The sequence below is a fragment of the Maribellus comscasis genome, from assembly GCF_009762775.1.
Classification (GTDB): domain Bacteria; phylum Bacteroidota; class Bacteroidia; order Bacteroidales; family Prolixibacteraceae; genus Draconibacterium; species Draconibacterium comscasis.
Genome location: NZ_CP046401.1, coordinates 5,945,036 through 5,970,600, shown reverse-complemented (window position 1 = coordinate 5,970,600; position 25,565 = coordinate 5,945,036). Strand labels below are relative to the sequence as shown.

The 25,565-nt window shown below is 38.2% G+C and carries 20 protein-coding genes; 10 read left to right on the top strand and 10 right to left on the bottom strand.

Annotation, left to right across the window (positions count from 1 at the left end; translation table 11 throughout):
* Nucleotides 1-10 precede the first annotated feature (10 nt).
* Nucleotides 11-3,343: a DUF5107 domain-containing protein gene (locus tag GM418_RS24225; RefSeq protein ID WP_158869776.1), complete on the bottom strand. Its 3,333-nt coding sequence runs from the start codon at nt 3,341-3,343 to the stop codon at nt 11-13.
* A gap of 191 nt (nt 3,344-3,534) precedes the next feature.
* On the opposite strand from GM418_RS24225, the gene GM418_RS24220 reads away from it, so the two are divergent.
* Together GM418_RS24220 and GM418_RS24215 are read left to right on the top strand one after the other, a co-directional pair.
* Nucleotides 3,535-3,918 carry a VOC family protein gene (locus tag GM418_RS24220; protein ID WP_158869775.1) on the top strand — a complete coding sequence of 128 codons (384 nt, stop codon included), beginning with the start codon at nt 3,535-3,537 and terminating at the stop codon, nt 3,916-3,918.
* 20 nt (nt 3,919-3,938) lie between these two features.
* Nucleotides 3,939-5,135: an aspartyl protease family protein gene (locus GM418_RS24215; RefSeq protein WP_158869774.1), complete on the top strand. Its 1,197-nt coding sequence runs from the start codon at nt 3,939-3,941 to the stop codon at nt 5,133-5,135.
* Nucleotides 5,136-5,147: 12 nt separating this feature from the next.
* Here GM418_RS24215 and tilS read toward each other — a convergent pair whose 3' ends face one another.
* From tilS to proS, 4 genes are all read right to left on the bottom strand, one after another.
* Nucleotides 5,148-6,473 carry a tRNA lysidine(34) synthetase TilS gene (gene tilS, locus GM418_RS24210; protein WP_158869773.1) on the bottom strand — a complete coding sequence of 442 codons (1,326 nt, stop codon included), beginning with the start codon at nt 6,471-6,473 and terminating at the stop codon, nt 5,148-5,150.
* 1 nt (nt 6,474) lies between these two features.
* Nucleotides 6,475-7,698, bottom strand: a complete 1,224-nt coding sequence (gene pepT, locus GM418_RS24205; protein WP_158869772.1) for a peptidase T — start codon at nt 7,696-7,698, stop codon at nt 6,475-6,477.
* A 31-nt stretch (nt 7,699-7,729) separates the two neighbouring features.
* Nucleotides 7,730-8,416 (bottom strand): hypothetical protein, encoded by a 687-nt coding sequence (locus GM418_RS24200; RefSeq protein ID WP_158869771.1) that lies wholly within the window; start codon nt 8,414-8,416, stop codon nt 7,730-7,732.
* Between the two features lie 96 nt (nt 8,417-8,512).
* Nucleotides 8,513-9,988 carry a proline--tRNA ligase gene (gene proS / locus GM418_RS24195; protein ID WP_158869770.1) on the bottom strand — a complete coding sequence of 492 codons (1,476 nt, stop codon included), beginning with the start codon at nt 9,986-9,988 and terminating at the stop codon, nt 8,513-8,515.
* Nucleotides 9,989-10,089: 101 nt separating this feature from the next.
* On the opposite strand from proS, the gene GM418_RS24190 reads away from it, so the two are divergent.
* The 3 genes from GM418_RS24190 to GM418_RS24180 all read left to right on the top strand — a co-directional run bounded on the left by GM418_RS24190 (nt 10,090) and on the right by GM418_RS24180 (nt 14,475).
* Complete coding sequence (locus GM418_RS24190) at nt 10,090-11,517, top strand: hypothetical protein (protein ID WP_158869769.1); 1,428 nt, start codon at nt 10,090-10,092, stop codon at nt 11,515-11,517.
* A 45-nt stretch (nt 11,518-11,562) separates the two neighbouring features.
* The gene (locus GM418_RS24185) at nt 11,563-13,059 is read left to right on the top strand and encodes an OmpP1/FadL family transporter (RefSeq protein ID WP_158869768.1); all 1,497 of its coding nucleotides are present in this window, start codon (nt 11,563-11,565) and stop codon (nt 13,057-13,059) included.
* Nucleotides 13,060-13,209: 150 nt separating this feature from the next.
* Complete coding sequence (locus GM418_RS24180; protein WP_158869767.1) at nt 13,210-14,475, top strand: DUF819 family protein; 1,266 nt, start codon at nt 13,210-13,212, stop codon at nt 14,473-14,475.
* 11 nt (nt 14,476-14,486) lie between these two features.
* On the opposite strand, the gene GM418_RS24175 is transcribed toward GM418_RS24180, so the two are convergent.
* From GM418_RS24175 to omp85, 5 genes are all read right to left on the bottom strand, one after another.
* Nucleotides 14,487-15,173, bottom strand: coding sequence for a LytR/AlgR family response regulator transcription factor (locus GM418_RS24175; RefSeq protein WP_158869766.1), 687 nt, complete (start codon nt 15,171-15,173; stop codon nt 14,487-14,489).
* A 1-nt stretch (nt 15,174) separates the two neighbouring features.
* Nucleotides 15,175-16,242: a sensor histidine kinase gene (locus GM418_RS24170; RefSeq protein ID WP_158869765.1), complete on the bottom strand. Its 1,068-nt coding sequence runs from the start codon at nt 16,240-16,242 to the stop codon at nt 15,175-15,177.
* On the bottom strand, nt 16,211-16,807 hold the full coding sequence (locus tag GM418_RS24165) for a hypothetical protein (protein WP_158869764.1): 597 nt from the start codon (nt 16,805-16,807) through the stop codon (nt 16,211-16,213). Before GM418_RS24165 ends, GM418_RS24170 begins: the two co-directional genes overlap by 32 nt.
* Before the next feature lie 162 nt (nt 16,808-16,969).
* Nucleotides 16,970-18,178 carry a serine hydrolase domain-containing protein gene (locus GM418_RS24160; protein ID WP_158869763.1) on the bottom strand — a complete coding sequence of 403 codons (1,209 nt, stop codon included), beginning with the start codon at nt 18,176-18,178 and terminating at the stop codon, nt 16,970-16,972.
* 54 nt (nt 18,179-18,232) lie between these two features.
* Entirely contained in the window at nt 18,233-19,579 is a 1,347-nt protein-coding gene (omp85, locus tag GM418_RS24155; RefSeq protein WP_158869762.1) for an Omp85 family outer membrane protein, read from the bottom strand.
* A 235-nt stretch (nt 19,580-19,814) separates the two neighbouring features.
* Here omp85 and GM418_RS24150 point away from each other — a divergent pair, with 235 nt between their 5' ends.
* The 5 genes from GM418_RS24150 to GM418_RS24130 all read left to right on the top strand — a co-directional run bounded on the left by GM418_RS24150 (nt 19,815) and on the right by GM418_RS24130 (nt 25,554).
* On the top strand, nt 19,815-21,284 hold the full coding sequence (locus GM418_RS24150; RefSeq protein ID WP_158869761.1) for a Gfo/Idh/MocA family protein: 1,470 nt from the start codon (nt 19,815-19,817) through the stop codon (nt 21,282-21,284).
* Between the two features lie 293 nt (nt 21,285-21,577).
* Complete coding sequence (locus GM418_RS24145) at nt 21,578-22,168, top strand: TetR/AcrR family transcriptional regulator (protein ID WP_158869760.1); 591 nt, start codon at nt 21,578-21,580, stop codon at nt 22,166-22,168.
* Between the two features lie 10 nt (nt 22,169-22,178).
* On the top strand, nt 22,179-22,928 hold the full coding sequence (locus tag GM418_RS24140; RefSeq protein ID WP_158869759.1) for an outer membrane lipoprotein-sorting protein: 750 nt from the start codon (nt 22,179-22,181) through the stop codon (nt 22,926-22,928).
* Between the two features lie 55 nt (nt 22,929-22,983).
* Nucleotides 22,984-24,204, top strand: coding sequence for an ABC transporter permease (locus GM418_RS24135; RefSeq protein ID WP_158869758.1), 1,221 nt, complete (start codon nt 22,984-22,986; stop codon nt 24,202-24,204).
* A gap of 129 nt (nt 24,205-24,333) precedes the next feature.
* Nucleotides 24,334-25,554 carry an ABC transporter permease gene (locus GM418_RS24130; protein ID WP_158869757.1) on the top strand — a complete coding sequence of 407 codons (1,221 nt, stop codon included), beginning with the start codon at nt 24,334-24,336 and terminating at the stop codon, nt 25,552-25,554.
* Nucleotides 25,555-25,565 lie beyond the last annotated feature (11 nt).

The window sequence follows — 25,565 nt, the reverse complement described above, 5'->3', positions numbered from 1 at the left end:
TTTGTTCTTTTTATAATTCTTTCAATTCTGTTTGTGCCCACAAATTTCCAACAGACAATTCAACTGCTTTGCTTAGATCTTCTTTTGCCTGTTTATTTTTCCCGAGTCCTTTATACCCCAGCCCACGTAGGGTATAAGCCATCGACTGACGCGTTTTGTCAGCCTCGCGTTCACCAAAAATCGCAAAAAAGTCGTTACCCTGACCTTCTTTAGGATTTAAACGTTGATTGCCATTCTCAACCAAAACATCAAAAATTTCTTCTGCTTCTTTTTTCTTTTTTAATTCCAAAAAACTTAATCCTTTATAGTAACTCATCACACTTGTTCTGCCTTCACCTTCTGTAGCCAAAACAAAATATTCATCCGCTTTTTGTTCATCTTTTAAAGCTTTATAAGCCACGCCAATAAAATAATTTACCTGAATATCGCGGTTGCCTGAGCGGGCACTTCCGGCTTCTTCATCAGGAATTTGTGCGAGAAGAAAATGTTCCAATGCTTTTTCATGTTCCTCTTCAGCAAAATACGTTAAGCCTAAGCTCAATTGGGCGTCAATTATCACCTCACGAACCCTTGAATTTCCTTCACGGTAACTAAATTTTTTATCCTGTAAATACTGCACTGATTTTTCGGGCTGCCCTGCCAGAGTCAGCACTGTAATTTGCCGGACAAATGCATCATCACGATTTTTCACCACATCGTTTTTCCCGGCAAATAATGCCAGCCGTTTATTTATTGCGCTATTATTCAATTCATATAAATTATCGAGTTCGCTGTAATAAATGGCATCAACCGGATTTAGAGCCATTGCTTTTTCATACCATAAAATGGCCTGTTCATAATCCTTGAAATAACGGTAATACGCCCAGCCCAGATTTCGGGATGCAACGGCCAGACCGGGAGCTGCCTCCACAGCTTTTTTCCAGTATTCCACGGCTTTTTCCGGTTGTTTGTCGTACAAAATATTTCCAAGATAATACCAGGCTTTTCCATCATCGGGATTTGTTATTAATGCAGATGTTAAAACCGGTATTGTCTGAAAACGATAAGGGAAACAATAATCCTCCGGCAAACTTTCAGCTTGGGCAAAATGTATTTTTGCTGCATCAGTATTTCCAAGCCTGGCTTGAATATAGCCCCGGTAGTAATGAATGATTGGATTATCAGTTTTTATTCGTTGCAACACATCTTCTGCTTCCTGCAACATTCCATCGTCAATATAACCTACAGCAAGTTCCAGGTAATTTTGGTCAAAACCGCGCATCTTTTTTGTCAGTTCTGCAAGCTCATTTTCCGCAGATGGGTTATTTCGGGCAGCTTTTTCAATTAAATATACCTCATTTGCCAACCGGAAATTTAACGGGTCATTTTCAGGAATCAGGTACAACGTTTCCGCAGCACCGGCAAAATCACCCAAATTGCGTTGAATTGCAGATTTTAAAGCAACCGCGCGGTAGTTTTTAGTATTGGAAGATAAACTTTCATTAATTTGCTGTAAAGCTTTTTTAAAATCTCCTCTCAAACCGGAAATTTGTGCCAGTTCGAAATAAGCCGCAGAGTGATATGCATAATCCCAGGTTGCTCGATATAATGTATCAACCGCCTCATCAAATAAACCCAGTGCTTTTAATGTTAGTCCCTGCAAATAAAGTGCTTCACAATTAGACGGCCGGGTATAATCAGCGGTGAGCCGTCGAATTGCAGTGGCTAAATATTTCCTCGCAGTTTCAAAATCACCATTTTTTAAATAGTAATTCCCAACAGCCGTATTTGTGCGAATATCATTTGAATCGCGTTGTAAGGCTTCAATATAATAATCGAGCGCGTTGTAGCGCGGATTATAAAACTGTTCAATTCGTTTTCCGGCCAAATACACTTCTTCAATGGTTTCTATTCCTTCCGGTGCGGCAGGTGGTTCAACCACCGGTGGCAAATCCGGTCGTTTAATCTCCTTTGGTTGATATGAAATTAACACTTCGTCGGTTTCCAGATTTTTTAACTCAGTATACAAATTTGTCATTTCGAAACTCCCACCTAACTCAATCGTTTCAGTGAAAGCAGTTTCCGGAGAAATCTGAATATCTTTTTGAAAAACAATATTATCGCCATTTCTTAAAATAACTCGAGTATTTTCAAATTCTTGTGTAGCGTGGTATCCCAGAAAAACATTGTTTTCATCCCGTTGTTCCAAATTCACTGCCGCATTCAGATTCGCATTTTTGAAACCTTCAATATCTTTCACCGGGTACCAGTATTGTTTCCAACGTTTGGTTTCAAATGGTTTTATCCATGAGTAGTCCGGCTGATTATCGGAATAAGCACCCACCATAATTTCTACATACGGTCCACTGGTTTCGGTCAAACGCCCTTCTGTTGCCTGTCCGCGCGGACCGCTGCCCCACTCCCATAATTTTGCTCCTTTTACAATGTTGTGATCGCCAATATGAACAGTACCAGTGTTTGTTCCGTGGTCGTAGCCTCCCATAAAATCTTCCTTTAAATCATGCGCAAAAAACGATGCTGATTCTTTTACATTTTTCCACCAGCTTACATCCACTCCGTTGGTAAAATCCTGTCCGCGGTATACTTCTGTTGAAATTGGCCAGTGCGTAAAATCATTTTTGGAATGAAAAGTAGCCAGTTGTACACTTGGTGGAAAAATAACCTGATAGTTTTCGTTGGTGTGTGCTGCCACATTGGCCCAGAATAAAAAAGTATTGGTAAAAGGTGTTGGATTGTAAATGGCAACATCAGCTTCGAAATAAGATTTCCCGGGAAAAGCTGTAATTCCAATGGTCCAGTGCATGCCGTGGCGAGGTTCGGTTTCGCCAATAAAAATGGTTTTACTTCCATCTTTATTTTCAGCTGTTGAATAATCAACCGGCAAAAATGTAGATGCGCGGTGATGATGCAACACACACCATTCAATTCCACCCGACACCCAGGCTCCGGTCATCCCCAAATTTCCGGGTTTTACTTCATTGTTCTTGTAAACAAAATTATAGTCGGTGGTTTTATCGGTGGCATAATATAATTTTCCGCCAATTTCGGGAGTAACACAAAGTTTTATATACTCATTTTCCAAAATCAACGCCTTCCAGTCATGCTCTTGCTTTTCGTTTGAAATGACATCATTTAATGCATATGGGTATACATAACGAGAAGCTCCCTGGTAATTTTCGTGTGTAAAAAAAATGGGCGCTTTTTCAGGCGCCAGCACCGGATATGTTGGCAAAGTCCACAACTCTTCCGACAATTTCACCTGAGCAAAAAGAGGATGAGCTAAAATGGTGTAAAAAAGAATAAATCCGACGGAAATTATTCTTCGAATTTCGCTTCGATTCATAACTACAGGTTTTACTGATTTAGGTATTAAAATTTAACAAGGTTTCAACTTATAAAGTAACTTAATTTGAATTTATTTTCCTGCTGAAATCTGATTTTTTTATAAAATACAGAAAAAGAAAAAAACATCTTTCCCAAAGCCAACTTTTGAATCCTGTTGTGTGTTATAAAACTGAACTCAAAATTAAAACTATGAAAAACAATGCAGTAGGCTGGTTTGAGATTCCTGTAAATAATATGGAAAGAGCCATGAGTTTTTATGAACGGATTCTTGACTTAAAACTTCAGCGTAATATGATGGGACCGCTTGACATGGCCTGGTTTCCATGGACAGAAGAAGGTACAGGTTCTCCCGGATCGCTGGTAAAACACCCTGAATTTTATGTTCCTTCTGCCGACGGAGTTCTTATTTATTTAACAGCTCATTCGGGTGATTTAAAAAATGAACTGGCAAAAGTTGAACCTGCCGGTGGAAAAGTAATCCAAAAAAAGACCAAAATTTCAGATGAGTACGGTTTTATGGCTCTGATTCTGGATTCAGAAGGAAACCGGGTAGCACTTCACTCAAGAAAATAATATTATTTGCCCAAAAACGAATGAACAGAACCGTTATTGTCTCTCTGCTAGTTGGTTATTTTTTGCTTTTCTCGCAAAGCTGTACGCAAAGCTGGACAAAGGCCATTCAAAAAGGAAAAATTCAGGATGGCAGTTTTTTTGAAATAATATATTCTGAAAATGAAAACGGACTTTTAATTGTTCCGGTTGAAATTGATGGCGAAAAATACCGGTTTTTATTTGACACAGGTGCCATTCTGAGTATTTCTGAGAAGGTGCAGAAAAAATTAAATTTCAAAACCGTAAGCCGAGGCCATATAATTGATTCCGACAGCCACAAAACCAGAGTAAAATATGTACAGGTTGATACTCTTTTTATTGGCAAAATACCTTTTTTTGAACAAACCGCTTTTGTGACTGATTTGGATAAAAATCCGGTTATCGCATGTATGAATATAGACGGGATAATTGGATCAAACTTGATGCGGCATTGCAGTTGGGCAATCGATTATCAGAACAACCAAATCGCGCTATTCAATGATACGATAAACCTGTTATCCAATGCCGGTTATCAGATTCCGTTTCGTTCAGACAATCAGTACAGTCAACTACTTCAGTTTGAATTTGGGAAAGCAAAATTAAAAAATTTAAAACTGGATTATGGGTCAAACGGCTCAATTACCCTACCCCGGAAAGGATTTGAAGTTTTAAAACAACACGAAATCGTGGAGAAAACGGCAAAGGTCAGCGGCTATTCTCAATCGGGAATCAGCGGAAAAGTAAGTGAACTAAAAGGAGAGCTTGCATTGGCCGACACCATAAAAGCAGGCGATTTAAAAATTCCGGAAGTGGAAATAAAAACCGGAAAATCAGGTTTACTGGGAACTGAAGTTTTGTCGCGTTTTATTGTTAGCATCGATTTTAAAACGCAAACTATATTTTTGGAACCGGTTGATGATACTTTTCGGGATTACTCTACTTTTGGATTTAACGTGGGGTATTCCGACGAAAAGCAAATGTATGTGATGCAGGTTGTTGAAAACTCTTCCGCGGAAAAGGCGGGAGTTACTCCCGGAATGCAAATCCTAAAAGTTGATTCGCTTCTCTTTAATTCAAATTCCGCGCTTTGCGATTTTATTCAGTACAATTCTTTACCGAAAGAAAATATCACATTAGAATTACTTGACAAATCAGGAAAAAGGGAAAAAGTTGATTTAAGGAAAACAAAAATATTCTGAGCAGACAAAACGTCAGCTTTTCCTCATTTCAATCGTATAAACCATTTTTGTTTTTGTTGTAATTTTAAAACGGTTGTCGATTCGAAACCCAATAATCCATACAATCTTTTTACCACTGCAAAGCAACCAAATGTTTTCTTTTTGATGCAACGGTATTTTTTCATCGATAAAAAAATCGCTAACTTTTTTAAAACCTGTCATCCCAAGTGGCTGAAAATAATCTCCCTGTCTCCATTTTCGGATAAGCAGGGGAAACTCCAGTTCACCAAGATCAAGACTGGCAACATTCGACTCTTTACTTATCAGGAAATCTTTTGCATCGCATTTTTCGATGAGTAAATCCATCGGCTCAAACAACTCAATGTCATCTTTTTCAATGTAAAATATCCGTTCTTCCTGTTCTGAAAAAGGTGTTATAAACAATTTGTCGCGATCTTTTACCAACCGGTGGGTTTTTGAAAAAAATTGTTTTCCCGAATCATTTTCCAAACCCTGAAAAATCTCATCTGTTACCGATGAATTAAAGTTAAAATCCGAAAGAATTTCAAACAGCAAAACTTTAGGAAACAAAGTGTTTTGCAGGGGTTCAATTTTGATTATGATTTCCTCTTTATTTTTTTCAACAACTTTGTCGTGCTCGACCCGGAGGCACCTGGAATAAACCTGCTCCGCTTCTTTTAAATTTTCTATACTTGCCAGAATATTCTTTTTAAAAGCAGGATTCAACTCCTGAAATAAAGGTAATATTTTGTGGCGCAAAAAATTACGCTGATAAACTACTTCAATATTGGAGGAATCTTCCCTGAATTCAATAAAATTTAATCGTGCAAAATCTTCAATCTCCTGCCGGCAGGCAAAAAGTAACGGACGGATAATTCTACTTGTCTTTTCTTTAATTCCTGTTAATCCTTTAATTCCTGTTTTCCGCGAAAGATTCAAAAAAAATGTTTCAATCAGATCATCCTGGTGATGGGCAGTAGCAATAAAATCGTAATTTTTTTCTACACGTATTTTTTCAAAATAATCATAACGTAACTCACGGGCTGCCATTTCAATGGAAATGCCATTCAGGTTTGCGTATTCTTCGGTTTCAAAACGTTGAAAAAAAGCAGGTATTCCGTGAAGTTGTACCTGCCCGCGAACAAACTTTTCATCGCCGTCAGATTCTTCGCCGCGTAAATTAAAGTTGCAGTGAGCAATACCGTATTCAAAACCCGATTTTTCAAATAAATACAAAAGAACCATGCTGTCGATACCGCCGCTAACCGCCAGTAGCACTCTTTGATGAGACTCAAAAAGCTGCTTTTCTTTTACAAATTCAAAAAACCGATTGAGCATCTTAATTTAATTTACCCACCAGCTGAGCAATATTCAAAATTACTTCCACTGATTTTAACATGGAAGGAACAGGTACAAATTCAAATGGCCCGTGAAAATTATGCCCTCCGGCAAAAATGTTTGGGCATGGAAGTCCGTCGTAAGAAAGTCGCGCTCCGTCAGTTCCGCCACGAATTGCCTTTATTTTTGGAACAACTCCGGCTTGTTTCATTGCCCGTTCTGCAATATCAATAATATGCATAACCGGTTCAATTTTCTGACGCATGTTATAATACTGATCTTTTATTTCCAGTTCTATTCTTTTTTTACCTAATTCCAGATTTATAATCTGTACGATTTCAGTGAGTAATTTTTTCTTTTTTTCAAACTTGTCAGAATCGTGGTCTCGGATTAAATACTGCATCTCAGCTTTTTCCACGTTCCCTGTTAATGAAAGCAGGTGATAAAACCCTTCATATTTTTCGGTATGTTCAGGCCGCTGAGTAGGTGGAAGCATGGCAATAATTTTTTGCGCCACCAGTAATGCATTAACCATTTTATTTTTCGCAGCCCCCGGATGAACACTTTGCCCGTTAACCGTTATTTTAGCTGCGGCGGCGTTGAAATTTTCAAATTCGAGCTCACCAATTTCGCCGCCATCCAAAGTGTAAGCAAAGTCGGCTCCGAATTTTTTCACATCAAAATAATCGGTTCCTTTACCAATCTCCTCGTCGGGCGTAAATGCAACCCTTATCTTTCCGTGTTTAAACTTTTCATTCTGAAGAAGAATTTCAGCCGCTGTCACAATCTCGGCAACTCCGGCTTTATCGTCGGCACCGAGTAAAGTAGTGCCGTCGGCTGTAATTACCGGCTGTCCCTTGTAGTTCAAAATTTCAGGAAAACTTTTCGGATTGATTTCCACTCCGTTTTTTAGCTGCACCACCCCGCCATCATAATTTTCAATAATCTGCGGATTTACATTCTCCCCTGAAAAATCAGGACTTGTATCCACGTGGGCTATAAAACCTACAACGGGAGCGTTTTCAATTCCGTTGGCAGGAATTGTCGCCGTCACGTATCCAAATTTATCTCTTTCCACCTCGCGTAAGCCAATCTCTTTTAACTCCTTTTCAAGTTTTTTCATAAAATCAACCTGTCTTTCCGTACTCGGATAAGTAGTACTTTCGGGATCAGAAGTGGTATATTCTTTTGCGTACTGAATAAATCTTTCTACAACTCTTTCCATATTATTTTATGCAGTTTTTATAATTTGAAATCTATACATCATCGGAATTAAATCCAAAACCTAATCTTTTTCCTGTAGTCATTTTAGAGTGACTGATTTTTTGTCGCATTTGTTCAACGGTTGCCATTTTTACCTGATCGTACAGGGGAACCAGTAAATCGAATTCAATACTGTAACGAATTGCTGTTTCGATAATTTGCCGCAGAATCCCCGGGGAAATGGTATCAATGGCGAAATCTTTTACAACTTCATCCGATTGCCGTTTTCCTTCCACAAAAAAATGATTCTCCTTATTTACAAAAATACGTGCTACCAAATACCCCAAATCGCTTACGCGGTTGTATTTAAAAGAATCGGCCAAAAAATTATAGATATTTATAGTTCCGCAGTAAGAACGCAGGGGTTCATCTTTTATATAATTTGTTTTCCAAACCGGATGCTTATCGTCAAATTCGAAAACATTGGAATGCATACTAAAAATTAACAAATCGCCACCAATCTTAAACTCGACTTCAAAAGGCCCCCTTTCTTTAAAAGCAGGCAACATCGAAACCGCCACTTTTTCTTTAACAATTGACAAATAGTCTTTTTCCAGCTGCTTCAGCACCTTTTTCAAAATAACAAAAGTTTGCTCGGTATTTTCAAAAACTTTCTGCTTAATCGTTGATTTTATAACGAATGCTTCCAAAAGAGATTCGCGGATTTCTTTTTCAGTCATTGTGTTTTTAATTTGATTCTAAAAATACACAAAGCAATTTGTTAAAAAAAAAGAAAGCAGCCCATTTGAGCTGCTTTCCTGTAAATATATTTTTGATTAATAAGCTAAAGCAAAAAGGACTCTTCTTTTCGAAGGTTTTCCTGAATAAACACAAACACCTTCTTCCTCTTCAAACTCAAGCGGCAAACAACGTATGGTTGCTTTGGTTTCTGCCTTAATCGCATCTTCAGTTTCGGATGTTCCATCCCAGTGTGCCAAAATAAAACCACCTTTATTTTTCAGAACCTCTTTAAAATCATCCCACGTATCCACACTGGTAGTACTGGCAGCTCTGAAATCAAATGCTTTCTTAAAAATACCTTTTTGAATTTCTTCCAAAAGATTTTCCACAACATTTTCAATTCCGTCAATCTCAACCACACTTTTTTCCAATGTATCCCTTCGTGCAACTTCAACGGTTCCGTTTTCCAAATCACGAGGCCCCATTGCCAGGCGAACAGGTACACCTTTTAGTTCATATTCCGCAAATTTCCAACCTGGCTTTTTATTGTCGTTATCATCAAATTTCACAGAAATTCCTTTCGCCCTGAGTTTTTTCACTATTTCATCCACTTTTTCAGAAATAATTGCCAACTGTTCGGCTTTTTTGTATATCGGAACAATTACCACCTGATAAGGTGCAAGTTTTGGAGGAAGTACTAAACCATTGTCGTCGGAATGGGCCATAATAAGTGCGCCCATCAAACGTGTTGAAACTCCCCACGACGTTGCCCAAACATATTCTTCTTTTCCTTCTTTACTTGCAAATTTCACATCGAAAGCTTTAGCAAAATTTTGCCCAAGAAAGTGAGAAGTCCCTGACTGTAATGCTTTTCCATCCTGCATCAAAGCTTCAATTGAATAGGTTTCAATCGCCCCTGCAAAACGCTCGTTTTCTGATTTCAAACCTTTAATTACCGGAACCGCCATATAATTTTCGGCGAAATTGGCATATACATTTATTATCTTTTCAGTCTCTTCAATCGCTTCCTGCTTTGTCGCATGAGCAGTGTGTCCTTCCTGCCAAAGAAACTCAGCAGTACGCAAAAACAAACGGGTACGCATTTCCCAACGCACAACATTAGCCCACTGATTAACAAGAATAGGTAAATCACGATAAGATTGAATCCAATTCTTATAAGTATTCCAAATAATCGTTTCCGAAGTCGGGCGAACAATCAACTCTTCTTCCAGTTTTGCCTCCGGGTCAACCACAACACCACCGTTTTCCTCGTCATTTTTCAAACGATAATGGGTTACAACCGCGCATTCTTTGGCAAATCCCTCAACATGGTCTGCCTCTTTGCTAAAAAATGATTTTGGGATAAACAACGGGAAATAAGCATTTACATGCCCGGTTTCTTTAAACATGCGGTCCAATTCGGCCTGCATTTTCTCCCAAATTGCATAACCATAGGGTTTTATAACCATACAACCTCTTACTGCTGAATTTTCAGCTAAATCAGCTTTAATTACTAAATCCTGATACCACTGTGAATAATTTTCTTTACGTGGTGTTAATTCTCTCGCCATTTTTACTAATTTGGTACAGATTTTGCTTTTTAACTAGTGATATTTTGAGCTTACAAATAAAGTAAATATTATTGACATTAAATAAACAGGGAGGACAAGTTATGAAATCAAAATTGATGATATTGCTGGGAATTGCACTCATATTCGGTGCATGTTCTACCGGGTCCTATGTCACGAGTAGTTATTCGGATGACATTTATTTCAACCCGGGAGATGTTCCTCCACCAATTGTAGTGGAAGAATCGGTAGTTGAGGAAACACCCGCCCAAACAAAATCAGCCGACAGGATGATAATTAGTCAGATTGAAGAAAATGAAAATGGTTCAAATACAATGAACAATTACATTTTTGATGGAACTGAAGAAGATGCAGATGCGCTTTCGTATAATATGGACCAGATGGAAATGTATGAGAGTGACACTACGATGTATTACAACGACGACGAAGTTAAATACGTGATAAACAATTATTACGATGGTGAGGAACTTGATTATGCCTATCGTATTCGTCGTTTTCATAATCCATTTTTTTATGATCCCTTCTATTGGGATAGCTGGTATTACGACCCATATTATTATTCTTCATGGTATTATCCCTCTTTTTCAATGTCATGGGGATGGGGAGGATGGTACTCACCCTATTACAGTTGGGGATGGGGGTATCCTTACTACTCCGGTTACTGGAACAGACCTTACGCTTATTATGGATGGGGATATCCTTATTATTACGGACATGGTGGATATTACGGAGGGTATTATAACAACTACTATGGCGGAGGATATTATGCCGGCAGAAATGTTAATTACGGACAAAGAAGGTCTACAGGTACAAATGTAGTTTACGGAAATAATGACAATCGTAGAAATTCCTCGGTTACTGCAAGAAATAAAAGCGCAAGTTCAAACGGAGTGGTTACAGACTCGAGAAGGGGTACTTCAAGCTCCGGAGTGAGAGACGCAAATACGACTTCGAACACAAGAAGAAGTATGATTTCTGATACCAAGTCGGGTTCAAACAGTGTTTTAACGGAAAGAAGAAGAGCAACATCAAATACTAACACTTCAGGAAATGTTGCTACAACCAGAAACACAAATACGCGTACATCAACTCAAAGTTATACCAGACCCGGTAGTTCCGCCACAAGTAGAACTACCACTTATACAAGACCATCAAGTTCGAATTATACAAGACCAAGGGTTGTCTCACAAAGTTCAAGGTCTTCTTCAGGTAGTTCAAGATATGTAAGTCCGAAAACAACTTCGAGCTACAACAAATCATACAGGTCAAGTTCTACTTATAACAGGAGTTCAAGCAGTTCAACACGTACTTATCGTGCACCGTCTACAACCAAATCGGGAAGTACCTACAGAAGCAGTAGCCCAAGTCGCTCATCGTCTTCGGTAGGTTCGAGGAGTTCATCATCCGGTGTTTCAAGAAGCTCGGGAGTATCCCGAAGTTCAGGAAGCAGCTCCAGCGGTTCAAGAAGTTCAAGTGGTGGCTCACGATCTTCAGGTTCAGGTAGAAGATAACAAATAATGACCAGTAAATTAATACAAACAAAATTCATTTTTGCCATGAAAAAATACCTATCAATATTAGCTATTGCTATTCTTGTGCCTTTTTTTGGAGGAGCTCAGGATTTAGCAGACGCACTACGCTATTCTAATTTTCAGGTGCAGGGAACAGCCCGTTCGGGTGGCATGGGGAATGCATTTGGTGCGTTGGGAGGTGATTTCACCTCTGTCAGTATTAACCCGGCCGGACTCGGAGTTTACCGATCCGGAGAACTGGCATTAACACCAACATTTGGGCAAACTTCGGTTGAAACAAGTTATTTGGGAACATCAATGAGCGATGAAAAATTTAAATTTTCTTTTAATAATATTAGTTATGTAACTGCTATTCCAACCAGCAACCGGAGTGAATCAGGAATTATTAGTGTAAATGTAGGAATTGGTTATAATCGTTTAAAAGATTTTAATAGTAATGCCATTGCTCTTGGACACAATGCACAAAGTTCTTTACTCGATAACATAGCCTCGAATGCCAATCAGGGAAACTGGAGCGATTATTATGAAGAATTAGCATGGAATACAGATCTCCTTTTGCAGGATGACGATGGAGTTTACTGGCATGATCTCGAAGAGGGCGGCTATGGACAGAGCCAGCAAAAAAGTATTACCCGCCAGGGATCGATTGATGAATATACTCTTGCTGTCGGTTTAAATTTTAATCACAAGTTTTATCTCGGCGCCTCTGTTGGCATTACTGACATTTATTATAAAGAAAACTCTACATTAATTGAGTGGGATGACAATAACGACATCAACTACTTTAATGAATTGCAATTTGACAATAAATTACGGACAACAGGAAACGGATACAATGTAAAACTGGGTGTTATTTTTAGACCAACCAATGAAATTCGTCTGGGAGCATCTGTACACACACCAACATTTTATAACCTCCATGATGTTTTCGATACCAAAATGAGCTCATCTATTACCTATGATGATGGCTCAACAGAAAACTACACAGCTCTTCCTGATTATATTAAAGAATACGACTACGATTTGGAAACTCCACTTCGGGCAACGTTAAGTGCTGCTTTTGTTGTAGCAAAACAAGGTTTGTTAAGTATCGATTATGAATATGTTGATTACGGAAGTGCAAGCTTACGCAGAGGTGGCGACGGTTATGATTTTGTTAGCGAAAATCAGGAAATAACAGAAGCATATCGGGCAGTGGGTAACTTAAGATTAGGTGGTGAATACCGGTTGACCAACGCTTTTAGTCTGCGTGCAGGCTACGAGCTATATCCATCAGCGTATAACGATGAGGCTTTTGGTGCAAGCCAACCCAACGCAGACTCCAAGTTAAATATCTATTCTGCCGGTTTGGGTTACCGAAACGGAGGATTTTATTTTGATATGGCTTACCGTTACTACGACATGCTGGCCTACGATATGCTTTACCCGGCACCTGTAACAAGTAATTATGCCGATCCTGCAATGGCAGAATTTAACACCGTAAAAAACCGGTTGTTGTTTACATTTGGATTTAAATTTTAGGAATCAAAATAATTATTCATTCAAAGGCACAGGTTATATGATCTGTGCCTTTTTTGTTTTCTCTTTCTATCATCGGAGTTCCATCTTAACGGCAATAAAAATTAAATACATTTTTCTTATGTTTGTTGCTCAAAATAAACCTGAAAAAATATGCTGGTTGTACTTTTTCTGATTCTTTTCTATTTTACCGCTCCGGTCCTTCTTATTTATTTATGTAAAGTTTCAAACACACTAAACCGAATTGGTTCTGTTGTTTTAGCTTATGCTCTGGGGCTTTTAATTGGCAACATCGGAATATTTCCTTCGGCAAGTAGCAACTTCCATCAGCTACTTGGCACGAGAACAGTAATGCCCAAAGAAGAATTTACCAACTTGTTAAATTCAGGAAAAATTGTAGAATCCGATATTCTGGTAAACCAAATTGCAAATGTACAGGATATCTTAATGACTATAATTATTCCGCTGGCGATTCCACTGTTGCTGTTTTCGCTCGATTTAAGAAAATGGATAAAGTTGGCCAAAGGTGCTGTTTTATCTCTGATTCTGGCAATGGTGTCTTTGATAGTCTCTGTTTTTTCTGGCTATTACTTGTTTGCAGAAAACATTGATGAGTCGTGGAAAGTAGCTGGAATGTTAATTGGTGTTTATACAGGAGGAACACCAAACCTTGCTGCGATAGGGACCGCACTTGATGTTAGTCCCAATACTTTTATTCTTACCCACACCTACGATTTGATTATCGGCTCTGTTGCTTTGCTTTTTTTAATGACCATGGCACAACAACTTTTTCATACTTTCCTCCCAAGATTTGGACTGGTTAAAAAAGGCGAAAATGTTTTTCATCTGGCTGACGAAACGAACGATATGGATAATTTTGATAATTTATTCAAAAAAAAATCAGTACCAGACTTACTCAAATCATTGGGGTTAACTATTTTGATCTTTGCCGTCGGCGGAGGGCTGAGTTTGCTTGTTCCCAAATCGAGTTCCACAATGGTAGCAATTTTAGCAATTACCACTTTGGGATTAGGAGCCTCGCTGATAAAACGGATTAACCGAATTTCAAACAGTTTCCAGTTTGGAATGTATTTGATTATTGTTTTTTCGTTGGTCGTTTCGTCAATGGCGAATCTAAGTAACATGTTCCAGATTGAATTTTTACAGTTATTTTTGTTTGTACTATTGGTTGTGTTTGGTTCAATGGCAATTCATGTCGTTCTTTCACGAATTTTTAAGGTAGACGCAGATACAACCATTATTGCCATAACTGCTCTTACTTACTCACCACCTTTCGTTCCGGCGGTTGCAGGCGCATTGAAAAATAAGAATGTTATTATTTCAGGGCTTACCATTGGAATTCTGGGTTATGCTTTTGGAAACTATCTTGGAATATTTATTGCGACCATATTACATTGAAAAATCCTGGTTTAGCTTAATTTTTGAATAAGCTGTTCCCTGAAGTTAATACTCACCGGAATTTTATAATCTCCAACTTTTACCTGGTTTCCTTCCAGATAGACAACTTTTGAGAGTGATATGACATAAGATTTATGAATTCTCTCAAATTTCTCAACAGGTAATTGCAAAATAAATTCTTTCATTGTTCCATGAACCATCAAAGAATCCTTTGTAGTAACAAATTTCACATAATCTCCCTGAGCTTCAAGAAATAAAATTTCATTAAAATCAACTCTGTAATTCTTTTTATCAGCGCGCAGCATTATATGTCCATGGTCGTTTTTATTTTCATTTTTTGCTGAAATCCTCTCCAAAATACGATTTACTGACGCCCTGAAACGTTCAAAGGAAACCGGCTTTAACAAGTAGTCAACCGCATCAACTTCAAATCCTTCAACCGCATACTCCGGATAAGCAGTTACAAAAACAAACAGCGGAGGTTCTTTCAAACTTTTCACAAAACCAATGCCTGATAGTTTGGGCATATTAATATCCAGAAAAAGAAGGTCTATTTTTTCTTCAGTCAGCTTTTTGCCGGCCTCAAGCGCATTGTCGCAAATACCGGCCAGTACCAGTTCCGGACATGCTTCCACAAATTCTTCTATTACATCCTGCGAAAGCGGTTCGTCATCAACTATCAAACATCTTAACTGCATATTAATTCAAATAAATTTGTAAAAATACTTTGAACTTTTTTTCGTCCTCTGTTATTTCGAGTTTATGTACGTTGGGATAAAGAAGCTCCAATCTCTTTTTCACATTCTGAATACCAATTCCTTTGTATTTTGAATCAGTTAAAGCTGGTGAATCTCCTTTTGTATTTTCGATTTCAAAAACGATATCAGTTTCCCGAATTCGAACACAAATATTAACGTATGCATTTTCGGCACCACTTTTTAGTCCGTGTTTAAAACTGTTCTCCACAAATGGAAGAAAAACAAGGGGTGCTATTTTTTTATTTTGAATATCACCTTTTATTTCCAAGTTTATTTTTTCCAACTTAACTGTCCGCAGATTTTGCAATTCAATATAATTCCGCACCATTTCAATTTCCTTTTCAAGGGGAATAAAATCGGCATCCGATTCATAAATAATATGCCGCATTAAATCGCTCAGCTGTACTATTTTATCGGGAACTGCAGGCGAGTTTTTACGAGAAAGACTGTAAATGCTGTTTAAAGAATTAAACAAAAAATGTGGATTTATTTGCGAACGTAAGGCTTTCAATTCCGTTTCGGCTCTTTCGTTCTCTATTTCCTGAAGTTTAAACCATCCGCGGGCAAGCCGGAGCAGACTGGTTAAAAAAATGTAAATTAAATAATACAGCGAAATATCCCAAAAACTGTAATACGCTATAAAATAATATCCTCTGAAAACATAGTCAATCCAATGGTTAAAAAGAATAAGATAAAAACCAGCGCCAACGGCTATAACAGCCAAAGCTAAAACCACAAACAAAAAATATTTTCCTCTTTCAAGAAAATAAGGAAAAAGAACTTTTAAATTCAAGTAAACAATCAGAAAAACGGGCAGATGAAAAACAAATGTGTATATAAGATCAATTCTTTTGATTTCCGCAGAAACCTTCAGAATATTTACCAGAATTAAAAACGACAAAGCCCAAAACAGGATATGTTGCAATATCCTGTTTCTGATGAACTGATTAAAAATATTCTTAAAACTAAATGTCATTTCATTGCCTTGTAAGAACTGCTTCCAGACCATCTTTAAAAGCTTCTTCCGAATTTACATATTTTGTAACAAATTTCTGCAATTCATCAGGTTTGGCAGTAAGCAAAATAAAATCATCGTTATCCTCATGATGAATTCTAATTTTATTTTCCTCAATTAAATTTTTCATCCACTCCTGATCGAACCAGTTAATCGTAAGCTTATTTTCCCCGACAATAAGCTTTGCAAAAGTGTGAACCGGTATAATATGAAAAGAAGCCAAATCCAGGTTATCATCATCAAAATATTCCTCCATGTAAAAATCGAGGAAATAATGTCCACCCAGTTTTACAATATGGACACTAAATTCCGATTCTCTTTCATCTTTATCTTTCAAAAACAAAGTATAAGAAGTACTGTCGATATTTTCGGGTACTTTTTTCCCAAAATAGGCATGTTCAAAATCCCAGAGTGTTCCTTCGTCGTCCGTCCATTTACCGGTTAAAATGTCGTTTGCAAACAAATCTTCCTTATTATACAACGGATAAAAGGAATAAACCACACAGCTGGATAAAAAAACTGCTATAAAAAATACAATCAACAAATTCCGTGTTTTCATTTTTTTTGATTTAAAATTCTGATTCAAATGTATGGCGACATTCAAACACTTCCTTTTTTTTTCGTTGTGATCGAAGTTTTTGTCGTTGAGATCGAATTTTTATAAAAAAACCTGCTACGAGAGTAACAGGTTGTTTTAGTTTTCAGCAAAAATACCTTGTGGCTATTTAACTATTGCCTCATGCACAATTTTGTTGAATTCGAGTGCATAACCAATATCAAAAGGCATAAACTGGGTAAACGCCAGCACAGCCATATCGTTTTTCGTGTCGACAGTAAAAAAAGTGGATGCAGCGCCGCTCCATCCGTACTGACTGCTTTCCGGGTTAAATGATCCTCCCAGTCCGTAGCCTCCGGTTTCCTCGTAGCTTACGCCTTCGGGTAATTGATTTGACATCATCATTTTTACAGTTGATTCTTTCAAAATTCTTACACCATCCAACTCGCCACCGTTCAACAACATTTGAGCAAAACGCGAATAATCTTCAACCGTAGTAAGCGAACCACCACCACCCGAAAAGAGTGTAGCCGGTTTTTTAAAATTGTCCTGCATCGGATTCTGCGGACTTACCAGTTTACCATTTTCATCTAACGAATAAATTCGGGTAAAACGGTCGTGCTTTTCTTCAGGCACATAAAAACCTGAATCATCCATCTTTAGCGGCTCATATATTTTTGTTTTGAAATATTCGTCCAGCGGTGTTCCGGACAGCACTTCCACTAAATATCCAACAAGGTCAATCGACAGCCCATATTCCCATTTTGTTCCCGGCTGATACTTCAGAGGAATTTTGGCGAGCTCTTTCATTTTGTCAGCTAACACTCCGTCCCATCCGCTTGCTCCGTTAACCCGGTATAGTGAGTCTACATACGAGTTCATATCCCAACCATAAGTCAGGCCCGAAGTATGAGTAAGTATATTCCTGATTGTCATTGGTTTTTCCTGTGGCTCCAATGTTTTGGTCTCGGAATTATACACTTGTGTATTTCCAAACTCAGGAATATAATCAGAGACTTTATCATCCAATTGAAATTTTCCTTCATCGTACAAAGTCATTAACGCAGCAGCGGTAACGGGTTTTGTCATCGAAAAAGCTCTGAATATTGTCTGATCATCAATGGCTTTTTTGCTTGACAAATCGGCGTAGCCATATTGTTCCGAAAGTACTGTTTCTCCGTTTTTTATGACCATGACTGAAACGCCAGCCAGTTTCCCTTCATCAACATATTCCTTAACGGCATTGAGAGCGGATTCAAGAGTATCTTTTGAAAGACCCTGAACAATTTCTGCATCCTGTTTCGCAGTTGGATTACAACTTACCAGCGAAAAAATCAATAATATAATCGCCAGCGGGCATAGTCTTCTTTTCATAATTTGGTATTTAGTTTATTAAAAGTCAGCAAGTAAAAACCATAAAATACATTATTAAAACAAATAATTCAGCCCGATATAAATCCCTGAATCTCCATCGCGGTCATCGGCTGCCATTCCGTAATCAAGCGCAACAATAAAGTTCTGGTTCATTACCACACGCAATCCGGCACCATATGAGATGTGCATACTTTCCGAGTCCGAGTCGAAATAGTCATTCGTGCTTTCATAACCTGGCCATAATGCAAGCTCAGTAACCACACCTTCTTTATTTATATCAATCTTATCGGTAACACGACCAAAATCCATAAAACCATTTAAACCCAGATAAAAATTGTTATTTATAAACTGAAAGCGGGCAAATTTCCAGCGGGCTTCAACGTTACCGTAAAAAAAGCCATCACCCACAACTCTGTTTCTGCGAATTCCACGTAAGGTTTTTGCACCACCCAATCCTTCTGAAGCAGCGCCTTTCAATACTGAGGTAATAACCTGGGTTTGGTAATAAAAAGGCACGTCGCCTGCAATTGTAGTTTGATAGGCCAAACGATAAACCAGTGATAAATCTTTGGGAACTATGGTAAAATACTGCCGATGTGTCAAACTCAGTTTTGCAAATGAACTTTCGCCACCCAGAAACTCAGGAGAGCCGACAACTACAGCTTCCGTCCAGATTCCTTTCATTGGATTTGGTTTGTTGTCGCGGGTGTCGTATACCAAACCGGCCTTAAAAGTCGGAACAAATCCACCGTCAGCTTCTTCTTCCGAAATGACTTCCCATTGCTGATATTTTTCATACAAACCAGGTTCCTCCTCCACTGAAGGCAACTTATCAGCATCACTTTTCCCCTTATTGAGTTTGTCAATATTTACCGATCCGACTTTAAAATTTAATAAATTAACACCGGCTGCCCATCGCAAATTTTCCCCGGAAAACCGGCCTTGTAAATCTACTTTAAACCGGAACATTTTCCGATCGTATTTATAAAACATCCGGGTTTTGTACGCATCACTTTCATCGTCAAACCAATCGGAATTAACGACTGCATCGTATCCGTTAAAACCATAAAAATCGTAGGCCTGATCAGACAAAAAACTAATATCAACCGATGTTTGCAGCCCCTTTATCAACTTATCTGAATCATAATAAAACCGGTTAATTCCACTTCCTTTGGTATACCGGGACACCTCGAAATATAAAGAATGATTGTAATTTGGATACCGGCTTCCATCACCATAATCATATAAATTCACCAGTGCTCCGTACTGGAATCCAAGATCGGTGTCAAAAGTTATTGTAGGCAAAGCTCCAAAATTCCAGCCACTTTTTGTAACCTCTTCCTGCGCAAAAACATTACAGAAAGCAACAACAAAAATCAATAAAAAAGAATACTTTTTCATATGAATTGGTTTAATTTAGTTTTAGAAAAGACAAGGGATAAGTCGGGTTGATTATAAAAATATCCTGGTTAAACATTAGTTTAATTTTATCAAACTAATATAAAAAAAATTATCATGTGGAATAATAAACTTATAAAATCAATTGAAATTGACTTTTATTATTTTTATTTTTAAAACTTTTTAATTTCATTGCACAAACTTTTGAAATAAATTCAAAACTTAAACCAAATAGATAATGAAAACAAATAGAAGAAAATTTTTTCAGATTGCGGGAGTTGCCGGGGCAGGTGTAATTTCAGGTGGTTTTTCGTCGTGCACACAAACCGCCTCTTCGCAGCAGGCCGAGTCAAATCTGGCCGGAATAAAAGAGTCGGCATTGGCCTCACATCCTTCGGTGTTCAATATGAGTGGCTACGCCGCACCAAAAATTGAAACCGTTCGGGTCGGATTTATTGGCCTGGGAAACCGTGGCCCGGGCGCGGTGGAAAGAATATCGAATATTGAGGGCGTTCAAATTGTTGGTCTTTGTGATAAGGATATCAGCAGAGTAGCAAAAGGGCAGAAAATTCTTGAAAAGCATAGTCTCCCTAAAGCGAAAGAATATGGCGGAAGCGAAGACGCATGGAAAGAGATGTGCGAAAGCCCGGATATTGATTTAATCTACATTTGCACTCCATGGAGTTTACATACACCAATGGCTGTTTATGCTATGGAAAATGACAAACATGCGGCAACCGAAGTTCCTGCGGCTGTTACAGTAGATCAAGCATGGCAACTGGTTGAAACATCTGAACGCACAAAAAAACATTGTATGATGCTTGAAAATTGTTGTTACGATTTCTTTGAGCTACTCACTCTTAATATGGCCCGCCAGGGGTTTTTCGGAGAGATTATACATACTGAAGGTGCGTACATTCATACCTTAATTGACAGTAATCTTAGCAAAGACGGATATTCTGACATGTGGAGACTGCGGGAAAATCAGGGGAGAAACGGAAACCTCTATCCCACACATGGGTTGGGGCCGGTTTGTCAGGTACTGAATGTAAATCGTGGTGACAAAATGGATTATCTGACTTCTATGTCGAGTTTCGATTTTCAGATGGCAAAAAGAGCAGAGGAACTGGCGGCAAAGGATGATTTCTGGAATGAATTCAAAACCGATAATTACCGGGGAAATATGAATACTACTATGGTTCGGACAAACAAGGGAAAAACCATAATGATACAGCATGATGTAACAAGTCCGCGTGTTTATTCACGAATTCACCTGGTAAGCGGCACAGAAGGAATGGCGCGAAAATATCCAACTCCGGGAAAAATTGCAAAAGGACACAGTTGGTTTGGAGAAGATGAAATGAAAGTTCTCGAAGAAAAATATACCCCTAAAATTGTAAAATTGGTTGGCGATATGGCCAAAAAAGTAGGTGGACATGGCGGAATGGATTTTATGATGGATTGGCGGTTAATTGATTGTTTACGAAATGGTATTCCACTCGATCAGGATGTATATGATGCAGCACTTTGGAGTGTTATTGCTCCGTTAAGCGAATGGTCAGTAGCAAATAAATCCAATTCTATCGAAGTACCTGATTTCACTAATGGCGCCTGGAAAACAAATACTCCTGTCGACGTTACTTTATCAAAAGGTGGAACGACAAGTGTAAGAGTTACAGCAGAGGCAGAGAGCCAGCTGAATGTATAAAAATAAAGAAAAACGATATCTGAAAATAAAAAGGGCAACCGCTAAAGTTGCCCTTTCTTCTTGTCGTAACTAAACCAAACACTTATCAATTTATGAAAAAAATTCACAGTTATATTAAACAGACAACTGAGAAAAAATTTACCCCTAAAGCGTTTCACTTTTTTATTTTGCTTAAAATGACCAATCGGTCATCCTTAACTTTAATTTAACACATCAGCTCTTGTGTTATTCAAAACCCTTTTTTATTTTTGACCAACCGTTCAGTCAAAAAAAATAAATAAAAACATAAAAACATGTCTCCTCGAAGTGCTAAACAATTTAATGATATCAGAAAACAGAAAACAGAGCTCATTATGGAAACAGCGTTGGAACTCTTTGCAGAAAAAGGGTTCCACGCTACATCCATAAGTCAAATTGCAAAAAAGGCTGGTATTTCAAAAGGACTTACATACAATTACTTCGAGAGCAAAAAAGAGATACTCGACGAATTAATCCAACATGGTTTCAACACCATTTTCGACAGCCTGGATTTAAACAAAGATGGTATTGTAACCAAAGAGGAGTTTATTCATTTTATAAGACATAGTTTCTCGCTGGTTCGCGAAAACCTGCAACATTGGAAACTTTTCTTTTCACTTTTAGTTCAGCCACATGTTGCTGAAACCTTTTCAAAAGAATACAAAATAAAAGGCGAACCCGTATTTCTGATGATGTACAATTTTATAAAATCCCAGGGAAGTAACGATCCGGAAGGAGATTTGATGGCAATAAGTGCAATGATTGAAGGCGCATTCTTATATTTTGTCGCAGCCCCGGATGTATTTCCAATGGATATTATGGAAGAGAAAGTAATAAATGCATGTTTTAAAATCATAAACAACTAATAGTTATATTATGAAATCAATACTACTTCTTCTATTTCTTCTAATCGGAACTTTTGTTTCAAATGCCCAGGATATAAATATCAAAGAAATTGTAAAACAAGCTGACGAAAAATTTCGCGGAACTTCCAGTACCGGAGAAATGACAATGATTATACAGCGGCCCACGTGGTCGCGTGAAGTTACGATGAAAAACTGGACACTTGGAAATGAATTCTCAATGATTTATATCACAGCTCCTGCCAAAGAAAAAGGTCAGGTTTTTCTTAAACGCCACAATGAAATGTGGAATTGGGTACCCAGCATCGAGCGAATGATCAAAATCCCACCTTCAATGATGATGCAGTCGTGGATGGGGTCTGATTTTACCAATGACGATCTTGTACGGGAATCGTCTCTCGTAAAAGATTATGAGCAAAAATTAGTGGGAGAAGAAACCATTGACAGTTATGAATGCTTTAAAGTTGAACTTATTCCATATGATGACGCTCCTGTTGTTTGGGGAAAAATAATCATGTGGATTTCGAAAGAAGAGTATCACTGGCTAAAGGCAGAATATTACGATGAAGACAACTATCTTGTAAATACTGAAATCCTTTCTGAAATAAAACAAATGGATGATCGCAGAATGCCTACTCATTTGGAAATGATTCCGGCGGATGAAGAAGGCAACAAAACCATACTGATCTTCAAGGACATTAATTTTAATGTGAATTTAAAAGAATCTTTTTTTTCTCAGCAAAACATGAGAAGGATCCGATAGTATTCGGTAGTCGTAGTTTTCAGTCGCAATTAAACTGAAATAAAAAACAGTAAATATGAAAACAAACATAAAACTGGCCTGGAGAAATCTGTGGAGAAACCGCCGACGGACGATTATTGCAATTTCGTCCATCGTTTTCAGTGTATTGCTGGCTTCGTGGATGCGTTCTATGCAAGAGGGCTCCTATGACAGTATGATAGACAATTCGGTTAAATTTTACAGTGGCTACCTCCAGGTGCAAGACACGGCATTTTGGGAAGAACGCACCATTGATAATGGCTTCAAAGCCTCCGATGATTTAAAATCGAAAATTAAAAAGATAAAAGACGTAACCCTTGTATCCGATCGGCTGGAATCTTTTGCCCTGGCGGCTGACCATTTACACAGTAAACCAGCCATGGTTATGGGCATTGAACCCGAAGCAGAAGATCAGATCACAAAAATATCGCAGAAAATAAAAAGAGGACGGTTTCTTAAATCCGGCGATAAAGGTGTTGTGGTAGCTGAAGGCCTGGCCGGATATTTAAATCTTAACGTGGGCGACACTCTTGTTATGATCAGTCAGGGATATCACGGAATAAGCGCTAACGGACTGTTCGAAATTATTGGAATAATGAAACACCCCAATCCCGATTTTAACAAAAGAATGGTTTACATGGATATTAATGAAGCCAGGGAATTTTATTCTGCCAGCGGAGTTTCCAGTTCGCTTGTCGTGATGACAAATAACCACTACAAAGTAAACCACATTAAAAAAGGAATAAGCCAGATACTTCCCCGTGAAAATACAGTAATGACATGGAGTGAAATGCAACCGGAACTGGTTCAACTTATCCAGAGCGACCGCGGCGGAGGTATTATCATGCTTGGAATTTTATATGTGGTAATTGCCTTTGGCATGTTTAGCGTAGTAATGATGATGGTAAAAGAACGCAAACGGGAATTTGGTGTTATTCATGCCGTGGGAATGAAAAAAGGAAAGCTCGCGATTGTTGTATTTATGGAAACGATAATGATTGGACTTATCGGCTGCTCAATTGGTCTGGTTATCAGTTATATTTTCTGCTTCTATTTTTACAACAACCCTCTCCCGCTTACAGGCGAAATGGCAGAGGCTTATGCCCAATACGGAATGGAGCCTTATATGTTTTTCTCCATGAAATCATCCTTATTTTACAATCAGATGATCCTGGTTTTTATCATCAGTATCTTCATTTCAATTTTCCCTGTTACCAACATACATCGGCTGAAAATTACAAAAGCTATGCGAGCGTAATAAAGTATACAGTTAAAGCTGACAATGATATTTTATATGATACAGAAATTTAAACTTCAAAAAAGATTTGAATTCAAGGAAAATCACTAACACTTTGATTTCAAACTTCATACAAAAAAAATTAAAACAATGATTGGATCAATAGCATGGCGAAATGTATGGCGGAGCAAATCGCGAAGCCTGATCATGATAGCGGCAATTGCCATAGGTCTTTTTGCCGGTGTATTTACGATGGCGTTTATGCGGGGAGCAGTTGACGCAAAAATTGAGTCGGCAACAAAGTCGGAACTTGCGCATCTGCAGGTACATGCTCCGCGTTTTCTTGAAAACAACAACATTGAGTATTCAATTTCTGATGCCCGGGAAATGCTTTCAAAAATTGAAACACTCCATGGAGTAGTTGCAGCAAGCAGGCGTTTAATTGCCGAACCCTTTGTAATGGCTGCCCATGGCACAGGTGGAGGAAAAATTTTAGGCGTTGATGTGGAAAATGAAAAACGGGTAACCGATATATGGCAACATCTTGTGGACGGAACCTACCTTGAAAAAAACACCCGGATGCCTCCGGTAGTTATCGGTCAAAAAATGGCTAAAAAACTTCAGCTTCGGGTGGGTTCCAAAATCAATGTACAAATGGTTGACATTGATGGAAATTTGTCGTCAAAAGGATACCGGGTATCAGGAATCTACAAAACGACCAACACCGGCTATGACGAAACACACTTGTTTGTAAGCTACAACGATTTACAGACACAGCTTGGAGTAAAAGAGAATACCGCGCACGAAATTGTGGTTTTGCTGGAGGACGGGACCAATGCCCCTGTTATTAAACCGGAAATTCAGAATATAGCCGGAAATAATGACGTTCAGACATGGAAAGAAATCAGTCCTGAAATGTCCTTACTAACCGATTCAATGGATCAGTACATGTATGTTTTTATCCTCATTATTCTGCTGGCACTCTGTTTTGGCATCATAAATACAATGCTTATGGCTGTTTTGGAACGGGTGAAAGAAATTGGAATGTTGATGGCTGTGGGAATGAATAAAAGAAAAGTTTTTGTAATGATCATCCTTGAATCAATTATGCTCACTTTTTCAGGTGGTTTTTTGGGAATTCTTTTGGGAACTTTGGTTACCAAATTTTTTGAAACAACTCCGATCGATGTTTCGATGTTTTCTGAAGGATTGGAAAAATACGGCTTTGGTTCTCAAATCTATACATCATTACAACCAAACACTTTATTTACTATTGGATTTCTTGTAATAGTAACCGGTATACTTTCCGCAATATATCCGGCCCGAAAAGCATTAAAATTGAATCCGGCTGAAGCAACAAGGTCAGAATAAGCCTCTCCTTC